At 62.6% G+C, this 12,894-nt stretch carries 16 protein-coding genes; all 16 read left to right on the forward strand.

Annotated elements, in window-relative coordinates; translation table 11 throughout:
• Positions 1-4: 4 nt before the first annotated feature.
• The 16 genes from BHD07_RS05020 to BHD07_RS05095 all read left to right on the forward strand — a co-directional run bounded on the left by BHD07_RS05020 (position 5) and on the right by BHD07_RS05095 (position 12,839).
• Positions 5-784: a DUF1217 domain-containing protein gene (locus BHD07_RS05020; RefSeq protein WP_338278157.1), complete on the forward strand. Its 780-nt coding sequence runs from the start codon at positions 5-7 to the stop codon at positions 782-784.
• Between the two features lies 1 nt (position 785).
• Positions 786-1,511 carry a flagellar basal-body rod protein FlgF gene (gene flgF / locus BHD07_RS05025; RefSeq protein ID WP_275596772.1) on the forward strand — a complete coding sequence of 242 codons (726 nt, stop codon included), beginning with the start codon at positions 786-788 and terminating at the stop codon, positions 1,509-1,511.
• Between the two features lie 45 nt (positions 1,512-1,556).
• Positions 1,557-2,960 (forward strand): flagellar protein export ATPase FliI, encoded by a 1,404-nt coding sequence (gene fliI, locus BHD07_RS05030; protein WP_338278160.1) that lies wholly within the window; start codon positions 1,557-1,559, stop codon positions 2,958-2,960.
• Positions 2,957-3,508: a flagellar protein gene (locus BHD07_RS05035; protein ID WP_338278163.1), complete on the forward strand. Its 552-nt coding sequence runs from the start codon at positions 2,957-2,959 to the stop codon at positions 3,506-3,508. Before fliI ends, BHD07_RS05035 begins: the two co-directional genes overlap by 4 nt.
• A 218-nt stretch (positions 3,509-3,726) precedes the next feature.
• Positions 3,727-4,107 (forward strand): flagellar basal body rod protein FlgB, encoded by a 381-nt coding sequence (gene flgB / locus BHD07_RS05040; RefSeq protein ID WP_003529904.1) that lies wholly within the window; start codon positions 3,727-3,729, stop codon positions 4,105-4,107.
• A 6-nt stretch (positions 4,108-4,113) separates the two neighbouring features.
• Complete coding sequence (gene flgC, locus BHD07_RS05045) at positions 4,114-4,533, forward strand: flagellar basal body rod protein FlgC (protein WP_003529902.1); 420 nt, start codon at positions 4,114-4,116, stop codon at positions 4,531-4,533.
• Positions 4,533-4,868: a flagellar hook-basal body complex protein FliE gene (locus tag BHD07_RS05050; protein ID WP_100669589.1), complete on the forward strand. Its 336-nt coding sequence runs from the start codon at positions 4,533-4,535 to the stop codon at positions 4,866-4,868. Before flgC ends, BHD07_RS05050 begins: the two co-directional genes overlap by 1 nt.
• An 11-nt stretch (positions 4,869-4,879) precedes the next feature.
• The gene (gene flgG / locus BHD07_RS05055) at positions 4,880-5,668 is read left to right on the forward strand and encodes a flagellar basal-body rod protein FlgG (protein WP_018094226.1); all 789 of its coding nucleotides are present in this window, start codon (positions 4,880-4,882) and stop codon (positions 5,666-5,668) included.
• Positions 5,669-5,686: 18 nt separating this feature from the next.
• Positions 5,687-6,196 carry a flagellar basal body P-ring formation chaperone FlgA gene (gene flgA / locus BHD07_RS05060; protein WP_338278174.1) on the forward strand — a complete coding sequence of 170 codons (510 nt, stop codon included), beginning with the start codon at positions 5,687-5,689 and terminating at the stop codon, positions 6,194-6,196.
• Positions 6,193-7,308: a flagellar basal body P-ring protein FlgI gene (locus BHD07_RS05065; RefSeq protein ID WP_338278177.1), complete on the forward strand. Its 1,116-nt coding sequence runs from the start codon at positions 6,193-6,195 to the stop codon at positions 7,306-7,308. The genes flgA and BHD07_RS05065 overlap by 4 nt, the downstream gene beginning before the upstream one ends.
• On the forward strand, positions 7,305-7,844 hold the full coding sequence (locus tag BHD07_RS05070; protein WP_338278180.1) for a MotE family protein: 540 nt from the start codon (positions 7,305-7,307) through the stop codon (positions 7,842-7,844). Before BHD07_RS05065 ends, BHD07_RS05070 begins: the two co-directional genes overlap by 4 nt.
• Positions 7,841-8,551: a flagellar basal body L-ring protein FlgH gene (gene flgH, locus BHD07_RS05075; protein WP_003529888.1), complete on the forward strand. Its 711-nt coding sequence runs from the start codon at positions 7,841-7,843 to the stop codon at positions 8,549-8,551. The genes BHD07_RS05070 and flgH overlap by 4 nt, the downstream gene beginning before the upstream one ends.
• A 16-nt stretch (positions 8,552-8,567) precedes the next feature.
• On the forward strand, positions 8,568-9,059 hold the full coding sequence (locus BHD07_RS05080; RefSeq protein WP_338278184.1) for a flagellar basal body-associated FliL family protein: 492 nt from the start codon (positions 8,568-8,570) through the stop codon (positions 9,057-9,059).
• Positions 9,060-9,066: 7 nt separating this feature from the next.
• Positions 9,067-9,804, forward strand: coding sequence for a flagellar type III secretion system pore protein FliP (gene fliP / locus BHD07_RS05085; protein ID WP_018094231.1), 738 nt, complete (start codon positions 9,067-9,069; stop codon positions 9,802-9,804).
• Positions 9,805-10,072: 268 nt separating this feature from the next.
• Positions 10,073-11,287, forward strand: a complete 1,215-nt coding sequence (locus BHD07_RS05090; RefSeq protein WP_338278188.1) for a flagellin N-terminal helical domain-containing protein — start codon at positions 10,073-10,075, stop codon at positions 11,285-11,287.
• 337 nt (positions 11,288-11,624) lie between these two features.
• Complete coding sequence (locus tag BHD07_RS05095; RefSeq protein ID WP_100669579.1) at positions 11,625-12,839, forward strand: flagellin; 1,215 nt, start codon at positions 11,625-11,627, stop codon at positions 12,837-12,839.
• The last annotated feature ends 55 nt before the right edge of the window (positions 12,840-12,894 follow it).

The raw sequence follows: 12,894 nt of genomic DNA on the forward strand, positions 1-12,894 counted from the left end.
GATCGTGACGACGACCTATACGAGCTACAGGCTGATCACTGCGGATCTGACGAAATCGCTGGAACGCGTTTCGGCGCAGCCGGACGTCGCCCGCGAGACGGAGTACTATCTGTCGAAGATCGGGAACATCAAATCGCTCGACGATTTCTTCGCCGACAGCCGGCTCTACAACTACGCCATGAAGGCGCACGGCCTCGAGGACATGGCCTATGCCAAGGCCTTCATGCGCAAGGTGCTCGCCGAAGGCATCGACAGTGACGACGCCTTTGCCAACAAGCTGGCCGACGGGCGCTACAAGGCGCTGGTGGAGTCGTTGAATTTCGCCCGGCACGGCGAAGCCGCTACTGCCTTCGAGAGGGCGCAGAAGGGCGTGTCCGAAAAATACACGCGGCAGACGCTGGAGCAGAAAGCCGGCGAGGAAAACACCGGCGTGCGGCTGGCGCTCTATTTCCAGCGCATGGCGCCGACGATTGCCAATGGCTACGAAATCATCGCCGACGAGGCCCTCTCGAGTGTGGTCCGTACCGTCCTGCAGCTGCCGGCCGAATTCGCGGCCGCCGATGTGGATCGCCAGGCGGAGGCCTACGAGGCGGCGATCGATTTCAAGGATTTCCAGGACCCTCAGAAAACAGCCGAGTTCCTGGACCGCTTCACCGCCCTTTGGGAAATCGACAATCCTTCCGGCGGCTATGACCCGCTTGCGGTTTTCGGCGCGTCGAGCGGCTACGGAATTTCTCCCGACCTGCTTCTGACCATCAACAATCTCAAACTCGGGGGACGCTGATTTGCAGACCGGTCTCTATGTCGCGCTTTCGTCGCAGATGGCGCTTGAAAAGCGCCTGAATACGCTGGCCGACAATGTCGCCAACTCCAACACGGTCGGCTTCCGCGCCACGGAAGTGAAGTTCAACCAGGTGCTTGGCGACACCAGGCCGACCAAGGTTTCCTATGTGTCGGAAGGCGAGGAATTCCTGAGCAGCAAAACCGGCGCGCTCGCGCGCACCGGCTCCGCGCTCGATTTCGCCATCAAGGGCAACGCCTGGTTCTCGATCGAGACGCCCGGCGGCCCGGCGCTGACGCGCGACGGCCGGTTCACGCTGACGGAGACCGGCGAGCTCGTGACCATCAAGGGATATCCGGTGCTCGATGCCGGCGGCGCGCCGATCCAGCTGAACGGCGGTGCCGGTGAAATTACCGTCGGTGCCGATGGAGCCATTCACCAGAACGGCGTGCAGATCGCCCTGCTCGGGCTTTACGAGACGGATTTCAGCAAAGGCTTCATGCGTTACGACAACAGTTCCGTTATGCCGGCTGTCCAGCCGGAGCCGGTCGTTGACCGGTTCGATGTCGGCGTGATGCAAGGCTTCCTGGAGGAGTCGAACGTGAACGCCGTACAGGAAATGTCGCAGCTGATCATGATCACCCGCGCCTTCGACAACGTCACCGCGCTGATGCGCGACAGTGAGGGATCGCTCGACAAAGCCATCGAGACGCTCGGCGGCAGCCGTTGATGATTCTGTCGACGGAATTTAGGGCGGGACGGAACGGAAAGCCGGATGGCACGCGAAGCTGCTGAAAAAACTGCAACGTCGACGTCGCTCGCGGCGCTCGCCGGGCTGGTCGAGCGCTATGCAAATCCCGACTTTGCCATCGCACCGGGCGGCCATGTCCAGACGATTTCGCCGGGGCACTACACGGTCAGCGGCCTGTCGCGGCATGTCCGGCTGGGGGACTTCGTCGCGCACAAGAGCACGACCGGCACCCATCTCGGCGAAGTCGTCCGCGTGGAGCCCGAGCGGGTGGTCGTCTGCCCGATCGAACCGGGGGACCCGATCGGCATCCATGACGTCGTCATCCGCAAGGGCGCCTTCCGCATAGCGCCGACCGACAACTGGTGCGGCCGCACCATCAATGCGCTGGCCGAGCCGATCGACGGTCTGGGTCCGCTGCTGCAGGGCGACATCCGCCGCTCGATCGCGAACACCGCGCCGCCCTCCATGACGCGAAAGCGGGTGGAGCAGGGCTTCAAGACGGGCGTGCGGGCGATAGACATCTTCTCCCCGCTCTGCCTCGGGCAGCGCCTCGGCATCTTCGCGGGTTCCGGCGTCGGCAAATCGACGCTGCTTTCCATGCTGGCCCGCGCCGACGCCTTCGACAAGGTGGTGATCGCGCTGGTCGGCGAGCGCGGCCGCGAAGTGCGCGAGTTCATCGAGGACACGCTGGGCGACAATCTTTCGAAATCGGTCGCCGTCGTCGCCACCAGCGACGAGAGCCCGATGCTGAGAAAAATGGCTCCGCTGACCGCCGTCACGATTGCCGAACATTATCGCGACAGGGGCGACAACGTGCTGCTCATCGTCGACAGCGTCACCCGTTTCGCTCATGCGATCCGCGAGGTGGCGACGGCAGCGGGGGAGCCGCCGATCGCCCGCGGCTATCCGGCTTCGGTCTTCACCGAATTGCCGCGGCTGCTCGAGCGCGCCGGGCCCGGCGCCGAGGGAACGGGCACGATCACGGCGATCATTTCGATCCTGGTCGACGGCGACAATCACAACGACCCGGTCGCCGACTCGGCGCGCGGCATTCTCGACGGGCACATCGTCCTCGACCGAAGCCTTGCCGAAGAGGGGCGCTACCCGCCGGTCAATCCGCTCGCCTCCATCTCGCGCCTTGCCAGAAAGGCCTGGACGCCGGACCAGGAGAAGCTGGTCGCCCGGCTGAAATCCTTGATCCACCGCTTCGAGGAAACCCGGGACCTCCGGCTCATCGGCGGCTATCGGCCGGGCGGCGACGCCGATCTCGACATGGCGATCAAGCAGGTGCCGGTCATCTACGACGTATTGAAGCAGATGCCCGGCGAACGGCCCGCCTTCGACGCCTTCACGGACCTCGCCAACGCGCTGAAGGCAGCCGCGATGGGCAATCAGCCGGGCGCCGCCGGCCTGCGCGGAAGGGGATGAATTTGACGGACTTCGATGCAGACGAGATCGTGCGCCAACGCCGCCGCGAAACCGGGATGCCGCTGATCGACAGGATACTCGGTGCGATCGGCTTGGCCATGGCTGCCTGCGCGACGTTGCTGCCCTGGTACGTCTATCTGCATCCGGAGAAATTCTCGATGCCTTCGCTCTGGCAGGGAACGACGCGCGATCTGCCGGAGCGCCCGGAACGGCAGATCCTCTCGGTGTCGCCGCTGGCGATGACGGACATGGACGAGGAGACCGCCGCCGCGGTCGATCGCCTGACGACCGCGACGGTGCCGGGACTCGACCAGGATCCCGCCGAAGGCACGGACATGGGGGCTCCCGATCAGCCGTTCCCCGCAAAAGAGAGCTTCAAACTCATGCACGTCGCCAATGGCCGCGCGCTCATCGAGGATGCCAGCGGCATGTATATCGTCCGTATCGGTTCGGTATTGCCGGACAACAGCCGGCTTGCGACCTTCGAGGAGCGCGACGGCCGCTGGGTGATGATCACGTCCAAGGGCGAGATTTTCGCGGCGAAGTAGCGCCTTTGCCGCGGCGTGGCGAAGGACGTCCAGACCTTCCCCAACCCCTCCGGAGGGGCTTTTCGGGCGGCGAGGGTGCGGCAGAAGTAGCTCCGCCCCTCGTGGGGAGGGGTTGGGGAGGGGGCTTATGAGACGCCCGAAACGGTTCCTTCCGCATCTTCGACAAGTCCCACGCAAGATTACCGGCCTAGGTTCCCCATCATCAGCAGGAGCTCTTGATGGAACCGATTCAGCTTTTCGAACTCGCGTCGCGGCAGGCCCAGTGGCTCACCGTCCGCCAGAACGTGGTGGCGGGCAACATCGCCAATGCCAATACGCCGCACTACAGGGCAAAAGACGTCCAGCCCTTCGAAAGCGTGCTCCAGAACACCGGCATCCAAATGGCCGCGACGCATCGCGCCCATTTCACCGAGAGCCCGGAAGCCGCCCATGTGACCGAAGTCAGCGCTCTCGACGATGTCGCGGTGCAGCAGTCCGGCAATACGGTCGCGCTCGAAGAGGAATTGATGAAGACCGGCGCGATCAAGCGCGACTACGAGCTCAATGCCGGGCTGGTGAAATCCTTTCACCGGATGATTCTCATGACGGTACGGAAGTAAGCGACCATGGATCCATTGACCTCCGCCCTTAAGGTTTCCGCCTCCGGTCTGCAGGCGGAATCGACGCGCTTGCGCATCGTCTCGGAAAACATTGCCAATGCCCGCTCCACCGGCGACGCCCCCGGCGCCGATCCTTTCCGCCGCAAGACGATCAGCTTCGCCGCGGAGGTCGACCGTGCAAGCGGCGCGTCCCTCGTCGAGGTCGAACGCCTCGGCACGGACGATTCGGATTTCAACATCGAGTTCGACCCGGGCAATCCGGCCGCCGACGAAAAGGGCATGGTGAAATTGCCGAACGTCAACATCCTGATCGAGATGGCCGACATGCGCGAGGCCAACCGCGCTTACGAGGCCAATCTGCAGACCATCAAGCAGTCTCGCGATCTCATCTCCCAGACAATCGACCTGTTGAGGGCTTCGCAATAATGATCGACGCAATTCAGTCCTTAGGGGCGTTTTCGACCATCAGGGAGACCGAAGGCGCCGGCCCGACCTCTTCCGCCTCGCTCGTTATGCCGGGTGCCGGCGCGGCCGCGCCTCAGGCGGGGAGCTTCGCCGAAGTCCTCGGCAACATGACCACGGACGCCATCCGCTCGATGAAGTCTGCCGAGGGGGTCTCGCTTCAGGCGATCCGCGGAGAAGCGAATACCCGCGAAGTCGTCGATGCCGTCATGAGCGCCGAGCAGTCTCTCCAGACCGCAATCGCCATCCGCGACAAGGTGGTCACCGCCTATCTCGAAATCGCGCGCATGCAGATCTGAGGAAAAGACACATGAAGGCCCTTTCCATCGCCGCCACGGGCATGAACGCCCAGCAATTGAATCTCGAAGTCATCGCGAACAACATCGCGAACATCAACACGACAGGCTACAAGCGGGCGCGCGCAGAATTTTCGGACCTGCTCTACCAGACCGAGCGGGCGCAGGGCGTCCCCAACCGCTCGAACCAGGCGATCGTGCCGGAAGGCGCGATCATCGGCCTGGGCGTCCAGACCTCCGCCGTGCGCAACCTTCATATCCAGGGCAGCCTCGTCAATACCGGCAACGACTACGACCTCGCGCTCGTCGGCCGCGGCTGGTTTCAGATCGAGACGCCGGATGGCGAGACGGTCTACACCCGCTCGGGGGCCTTCAACACCAATGCTACGGGCCAGCTCGTCACCATCGACGGCTATACCGTGGTTCCGGGCGTCACCGTGCCGCAGGACGCGACCGAGATCGTCTTCACCTCGTCGGGCCAGGTGATGGTGCGGATCGGCAACGACACGGAACTGCAGGAAGTCGGACAGCTGACGATCGCGAACTTTGTCAACGAGGCGGGGCTCGAGCCGATGGGCGAGAATCTGTTCCGGCAGACGCCGGCGTCCGGAGATCCGATCGTCGGCACGCCGGCCGATCCGGGCTTTGCACAGATCAAGCAGAACTACCTGGAATCTTCGAACGTCGACCCGGTCAAGGAGATTACCGACCTCATCTCGGCCCAGCGTGCCTATGAGATGAATTCGAAGATCATCCAGGCCGCGGACGAAATGGCCGCCACGGTGAGCAAGAACCTGAGGTAACAGGAAGAGGAGGCAAACATGATGTTTCGCCGATCCCCCGGAGGAAAAGCAATTGCAGGCGGCCTCGCGCAGCCGGCGCGTGCCGTTCTGTTTGCCGCAATGGCGAGTTGCCTGCTTTCGCCTGCGGCAGCTCTTGCCGAGCCGCCGACGGCCGTCATTCCGAAGCAGACGATCTATCCCGGCGAAAAGCTCGATGCGAGCATGCTGGAGGTGGTCGACGTGACCAACCCGGACCTGCGCGACGGCTATGTGCGCTCGATCGACGAGGTCGACGGCATGGTGACCAAGCGGACCCTTCTTCCCGGGCGGGTCATCCTGGCCTCGGCGCTGCGCGAGCAATATGCGGTCGAACGCGGCTCCACCGTTCGTCTCGTCTTCAACAATGGCGGTCTGACGATAACGGCCGCCGGCTCGCCGCTGCAGGATGCCGCGGTCGGCGATCTGATCCGCGTGCGCAACGTCGATACGGGCGTGATCGTCTCCGGGACGGTGATGGCGGACAGCACGATCCATGTGGTGGCGAAATGAACATCAATGCATGCAAGTGGCTGCTGGCGCTCGCGGTGGTCTTCGCCACGAGCTTGACCTCTGCCTATGCGGCCTCGCGGATCAAGGACGTCGCGTCCCTGCAGTCGGGCAGGGACAACCAGCTCATTGGCTACGGCCTGGTGGTGGGCCTGCAGGGCACCGGTGACAGCCTGCGCTCGTCTCCGTTCACGGATCAGTCGATCCGCGCCATGCTGCAGAACCTCGGCATTTCCACGCAGGGCGGGGACTCGCGCACGCGCAACGTCGCCGCGGTGCTCGTCACCGCCACGCTCCCGCCCTTCGCGAGCCCCGGCAGTCGGCTCGACGTGACCGTCGGTTCGCTGGGCGATGCGACGTCGTTGCGCGGCGGGACGCTGGTCATGACCTCGCTTTCGGGCGCCGACGGCCAGATCTACGCCGTGGCGCAGGGCTCGGTGGTCGTCAGCGGTTTCAACGCGCAAGGTGAAGCCGCCCAATTGAGCCAGGGCGTGACCACGGCGGGACGTGTCCCGAACGGCGCCATCATCGAGCGGGAACTGCCGTCGAAATTCAAGGACGGCTTCAACCTGGTGCTGCAGCTGCGCAACCCGGACTTTTCCACCGCCGTCGGCATGGCCGCGGCGATCAACAAATATGCCGCGGCCCAATTTGGCGGCCGCATCGCCGAAGCCTTGGACTCGCAGTCCGTCCTGGTCCAGAAGCCGAAGATGGCGGATCTCGCGCGCCTGATGGCCGACGTGGAAAACCTGGTGATCGAGACCGACGCGCCGGCCCGGGTGGTCATCAACGAGCGCACCGGCACGATCGTCATCGGCCAGGACGTCCGCGTCGCCGAAGTGGCCGTCAGCTACGGTACGCTGACGGTGCAGGTCAGCGAGACGCCGACGATCGTCCAGCCGGAGCCGTTCTCGCGCGGTCAGACGGCCTACGAGCCCAACACCACGATCGAAGCGCAGGCCGACGGCGGCACGGTCGCCATCCTCAACGGCTCCAGCCTGCGTTCGCTCGTAGCGGGCCTGAACAGCATCGGCGTCAAGCCGGATGGGATCATCGCGATCCTCCAGAGCATCAAATCGGCGGGAGCCCTACAGGCGGAGCTTGTTCTGCAATGACCGGAAACTTCGATCGTCTTTTCGGCCAGGCACGCCGCGTTCTCCTGGGCTCGGTCGCCGCCGCGCTCATGCTTTCGATGCCCGGTGCTTTCGCGCAGGACGTCACGTCGCCGCCGGCCGACAGCGCGATCGCGAGCGAAATCGAAAAGTTCTGCACCAATATCGCCGACGCCGCGCGCGACCAGCGCTACGTTTTGCAGCGCCAGGACCTGGAGAAGCTGAAAGCGAATGTCGACGAACGGATTGCGACGCTGGAGGCGCGCCGGGCGGAATACGAGGACTGGCTTAAGCGCCGCAATGATTTCCTCAAACAGGCGGAGCTCGGCCTCGTCGACATCTACAAGACGATGAAGCCGGATGCCGCCGCCGGCAAGCTCGAGATGGTGCGTCCCGAGATCGCGGCGGCGATCGTCATGCGGCTGCCGCCACGCCAGTCGTCGCTGATCCTGAGCGAGATGAGCGACGAAAGGGCAGCGGTGCTGACCAACATCATTTCGAGCGCGAGCGACCCCAATACCTCCAAGGAGCCATCATGAGAACGCGCATCACGGCCGTACTGGCCGCAGGGCTCCTGGCGGGTTGCCAGAATCAGGCCTTCAACGAGATCGGGCGGGCGCCGGCCATGAGCCCGATCGGCAGCGGCCTGCAATATACGCAGACGCCGCAGCTTGCCATGTATCCGAAGCAGCCGCGCCACGTCACCAACGGGTACTCGCTTTGGAACGACCAGCAGGCGGCGCTCTTCAAGGATGCGCGCGCGATCAATATCGGCGACATTCTGACGGTCGACATCCGTATCGACGACAAGGCCTCCTTCGAAAACGAGACGGACCGCAGCCGCAAGAATTCGAGCGGTTTCAATCTCGGCGCCAGCGGGCAGTCCCAGACGAGCGACTTCGCCTGGTCGGGCGATCTCGAATACGGCTCCAACACCAAGACCGAAGGCGACGGCAAGACCGAGCGTTCGGAGAAGCTCAGGCTGCTGGTCGCCGCGGTCGTGACCGGCGTCCTCGAAAACGGCAACCTGCTGATCAGCGGTTCCCAGGAAGTGCGCGTCAACCACGAGCTGCGCATCCTCAATGTCGCGGGCATCGTCCGGCCGCGCGACGTGGACGCCGACAACGTCATTTCCTACGACCGCATCGCCGAGGCGCGCATCTCCTATGGCGGCCGCGGCCGCCTGACGGAGGTCCAGCAGCCGCCGTGGGGTCAGCAGCTCGTCGATCTCGTCTCGCCCCTCTGATCGGCCGGAACGCACAATGGAAGAAATCGAGAGCAAAGAAACGAAGGTCCCCTCGCGGCTGACGACCATCGCGGCCGTAGCGGTGCTGACGCTCGTCGCCGGCGGCGGCGGCTGGCTTGCAGGCATGCTGCTCGCGCCGCCGCCTTCCGAGAAGACGGAAATCCCGGCCGAGCTTCCCGCCAACGCGACCGGCGAGGAGGACATACCGAAAATCGCCGCGGCGGCACACGGCATCGTGCAGCTCGATCCCATTACGACGAACCTTGCCTATCCGGCCGAAAACTGGGTTCGCCTCGAGGTCGCGCTCCAGTTCGATGGCGCTCCCGACATTGCGCTGGCGGAGACGATACACCAGGACCTTGCGGCCTATCTGAAGACCGTGTCGCTGCAGCAGATCCAGGGGCCGCGCGGCTTTCAATATCTCCGGGATGACATCCAGGAGCGGGTTGACCTGCGCTCCGAGGGCCGCGTAACGAATGTGATGTTCCGCACCTTCGTCATCCAATGATTCGCTGATGCTCCGGTTTGCCACCTTCATAATCGCCATGATGGCGATGTCGGGAATTGCCGGGGCTCAGAGCTTCCCCGCCGATATCCTGAACACGCCGGTCGACGGCTCCGTCGCCTCGTGGATCATCCGCACCTTCGGCCTCCTGACCGTCCTTTCGGTGGCCCCGGGTATCCTGATCATGGTGACGAGCTTCCCGCGCTTCGTCATCGCCTTCGCGATCCTGCGCTCAGGGATGGGGCTCGCCACGACGCCCTCCAACATGATCATGGTGTCGCTCGCGCTGTTCATGACTTTCTATGTCATGGCGCCCACCTTCGACCGCGCCTGGAGCGACGGCATCGATCCGCTCCTGAAGAACGAGATCTCCGAGACGGAGGCGATGCAGCGGATGTCGGAGCCCTTCCGCGAATTCATGCTGGCCAACACCCGCGACAAGGACCTGCAGCTCTTCATCGACATCGCCCGGGAGAAGGGCCAGACCGTCGTCGTCGACGAAAAGGTGGACCTGCGCGCGGTCGTGCCGGCCTTCATGATCTCGGAGATCCGCCGCGGTTTCGAGATCGGCTTCCTGATCATGCTGCCCTTCCTCGTGATCGACCTGATCGTCGCGACCATTACCATGGCGATGGGCATGATGATGCTTCCCCCGACGGCGATTTCGCTACCCTTCAAGATCCTGTTCTTCGTGCTGATCGACGGCTGGAACCTGCTCGTCGGCAGCCTGGTGCGCTCGTTTATCTGAGGCCCCGCCGCCGGGCACGACGGGCCGATAAGAATCCGTTAAGCATAGGATTTCACAGGCGATTAACCACACCTTCGCCGGGACGGGAACGCCCTTCTCCGGTTAAGCACTTGGCAATGAATGGCTGCGAATTTCGTCCTCACACGACGGGTTTGGTATCCATCACGAGTTGAGCGGAGCCGAGTGGCATGATGCCGGACCGTCGGGACCGGTAGCGATTTTAAGTCCGGTATGTCCCCCCAATCAGTATTTCGTAGGGACAACGAATATGACCAGCATTCTCACCAACAACTCCGCAATGGCCGCGCTTTCGACGCTGCGCTCGATCTCCTCCAGCATGGAAGACACGCAGAGCCGCATCTCCTCGGGCCTCCGCGTCGGCTCGGCCTCCGACAACGCCGCCTACTGGTCGATCGCGACCACCATGCGCTCCGACAACCAGGCTCTCTCCGCAGTTCAGGACGCGCTCGGCCTCGGTGCTGCCAAGGTCGATACCGCTTACTCCGGTATGGAATCGGCCATCGAAGTCGTCAAGGAAATCAAGGCGAAGCTCGTAGCCGCCACCGAAGAGGGCGTCGACAAGGCCAAGATCCAGGAAGAACTCGATCAGCTCAAGGATCAGCTGACGAGCATCGCCGACGCAGCGTCCTTCTCGGGCGAAAACTGGTTGAAGGCTGAAGTTGGTACGACCGTGAACGTGGTCGCTTCGTTCGTCCGCGACGATACCGGCGCCGTCTCGGTCAAAAAGGTTGGCTACAACCTTGACACCAACTCCGTTCTGTTCGATGCGGCCGGCAACAACACCGGCATTCTCGACAAGGTCTATGACGTTTCGCAGAAGAGCGTGACTGTCACCGTCAACACCGACGGCGTGAAGGAAGAAGTTACTGTTGCAGCTTACACGATCGACGAGCTGATCGCCGCCGGGGCAACGTTCACGACCAACACTACCGCCAGCGGTGAAACGACACAGCTTGCAGAAGCAACCGCTACGGCTGGTCAGGTTAACACGGGCGAGTTTTTCGTCCAGGTCAATGATGATACCTGGGTTCTCGCAGCGGATGTCACCGGCACCGGCCAGGAAGCCTTGCATTACGATGGTACCGCAGTCTACTACGGTGTCGATACGACCAATGACCCGGCTACCGATGTCGATGCGCCGCAGTCTATCAAGGATCTTGATATCACAGGTCTGGACGCCACTCAGCTTGACAACATGATCTCCGCCGTCGATGAGGCGCTGTCGGATATGACCAGCGCGGCCGCCTCGCTTGGTTCGATCTCCTCGCGTATCGACATGCAGAGCGATTTCGTCAACAAGCTCTCGGACTCGATCGACTCGGGCGTCGGCCGTCTCGTCGACGCGGACATGAACGAAGAATCGACCCGCCTGAAGGCTCTGCAGACTCAGCAGCAACTCGCCATCCAGGCCCTGTCGATCGCCAACTCGGACTCGCAGAACGTCCTGTCGCTCTTCCGCTAAGGGACATCAATAGCTGGATGCAGGCTACTTGTGCCTGCGTCCGGCTCATTCGAACCGCGCCACGGAAACCGGGCGCGGTTTTTTGCTTTCTTCCATGGCCATCGGCATTTCACTTTTTCTTAAACATCCTATGGCACGCGCGTGCGCGCAGAGGTTGAAAAAATTTTTGGAATTGTTGCTCCTTAGTGCTTCATTAACCAAGCCGGTATTATCTAACCTCATCGAAAGGACGGGCTAACCCCAGCGATAACAGCTGGTTAGCAAGCATGACGTTGACCGTCTTTCGCCGGTGGAACCGGAATGTCCCTTCTCATCAGCCATCAAGGGGCACTAAACCATGACGAGTATTCTCACCAACATTGCGGCCATGGCCGCTCTCCAGACCCTGCGTACCATCGGCTCCAACATGGAAGAGACGCAGGCGCATGTCTCCTCCGGCCTTCGCGTCGGTCAGGCCGCCGACAACGCCGCCTACTGGTCGATCGCGACCACCATGCGCTCCGACAACATGGCCCTTTCGGCCGTTCAGGACGCGCTCGGCCTCGGTGCTGCCAAGGTCGATACCGCTTACTCCGGTATGGAATCGGCCATCGAAGTCGTCAAGGAAATCAAGGCGAAGCTCGTAGCCGCCACCGAAGAGGGCGTCGACAAGGCCAAGATCCAGGAAGAACTCGATCAGCTCAAGGATCAGCTGACGAGCATCGCCGACGCAGCGTCCTTCTCGGGCGAAAACTGGTTGAAGGCTGAAGTTGGTACGACCGTGAACGTGGTCGCTTCGTTCGTCCGCGACGATACCGGCGCCGTCTCGGTCAAAAAGGTTGGCTACAACCTTGACACCAACTCCGTTCTGTTCGATGCGGCCGGCAACAACACCGGCATTCTCGACAAGGTCTATGACGTTTCGCAGAAGAGCGTGACTGTCACCGTCAACACCGACGGCGTGAAGGAAGAAGTTACTGTTGCAGCTTACACGATCGACGAGCTGATCGCCGCCGGGGCAACGTTCACGACCAACACTACCGCCAGCGGTGAAACGACACAGCTTGCAGAAGCAACCGCTACGGCTGGTCAGGTTAACACGGGCGAGTTTTTCGTCCAGGTCAATGATGATACCTGGGTTCTCGCAGCGGATGTCACCGGCACCGGCCAGGAAGCCTTGCATTACGATGGTACCGCAGTCTACTACGGTGTCGATACGACCAATGACCCGGCTACCGATGTCGATGCGCCGCAGTCTATCAAGGATCTTGATATCACAGGTCTGGACGATGCCCAGCTCGCCGCCATGATCTCCGCCGTCGATGAGGCGCTGTCGGATATGACCAGCGCGGCCGCCGATCTTGGCTCGATCGCCATGCGCATCGACCTGCAGAGCGATTTCGTCAACAAGCTCTCGGACTCGATCGACTCGGGCGTCGGCCGTCTCGTCGACGCGGACATGAACGAAGAATCGACCCGCCTGAAGGCTCTGCAGACTCAGCAGCAGCTCGCCATCCAGTCGTTGTCGATCGCCAACTCGGCTTCGGAAAACGTCCTTACGCTCTTCCGCTAATCCGACACGGAAAGGCGGTCGCGAACTGAGCGACCGCACCCTGACCGAAACTTCA

The sequence above is a fragment of the Sinorhizobium sp. KGO-5 genome (assembly GCF_036245905.1).
GTDB lineage: Bacteria > Pseudomonadota > Alphaproteobacteria > Rhizobiales > Rhizobiaceae > Sinorhizobium > Sinorhizobium meliloti_A.

Coding starts and splice junctions, on each gene's coding strand:
- flgG (WP_018094226.1), top strand. CDS start 4,880: ATGAAGGCCCTTTCCATCGCCGCCACGGGCATGAACGCCCAGCAATTG.
- BHD07_RS05035 (WP_338278163.1), top strand. CDS start 2,957: ATGAATTTGACGGACTTCGATGCAGACGAGATCGTGCGCCAACGCCGC.
- flgC (WP_003529902.1), top strand. CDS start 4,114: ATGGATCCATTGACCTCCGCCCTTAAGGTTTCCGCCTCCGGTCTGCAG.
- BHD07_RS05070 (WP_338278180.1), top strand. CDS start 7,305: ATGACCGGAAACTTCGATCGTCTTTTCGGCCAGGCACGCCGCGTTCTC.
- fliI (WP_338278160.1), top strand. CDS start 1,557: ATGGCACGCGAAGCTGCTGAAAAAACTGCAACGTCGACGTCGCTCGCG.
- BHD07_RS05080 (WP_338278184.1), top strand. CDS start 8,568: ATGGAAGAAATCGAGAGCAAAGAAACGAAGGTCCCCTCGCGGCTGACG.
- BHD07_RS05065 (WP_338278177.1), top strand. CDS start 6,193: ATGAACATCAATGCATGCAAGTGGCTGCTGGCGCTCGCGGTGGTCTTC.
- flgB (WP_003529904.1), top strand. CDS start 3,727: ATGGAACCGATTCAGCTTTTCGAACTCGCGTCGCGGCAGGCCCAGTGG.
- BHD07_RS05095 (WP_100669579.1), top strand. CDS start 11,625: ATGACGAGTATTCTCACCAACATTGCGGCCATGGCCGCTCTCCAGACC.
- flgA (WP_338278174.1), top strand. CDS start 5,687: ATGATGTTTCGCCGATCCCCCGGAGGAAAAGCAATTGCAGGCGGCCTC.
- BHD07_RS05050 (WP_100669589.1), top strand. CDS start 4,533: ATGATCGACGCAATTCAGTCCTTAGGGGCGTTTTCGACCATCAGGGAG.
- fliP (WP_018094231.1), top strand. CDS start 9,067: ATGCTCCGGTTTGCCACCTTCATAATCGCCATGATGGCGATGTCGGGA.
- flgH (WP_003529888.1), top strand. CDS start 7,841: ATGAGAACGCGCATCACGGCCGTACTGGCCGCAGGGCTCCTGGCGGGT.
- BHD07_RS05090 (WP_338278188.1), top strand. CDS start 10,073: ATGACCAGCATTCTCACCAACAACTCCGCAATGGCCGCGCTTTCGACG.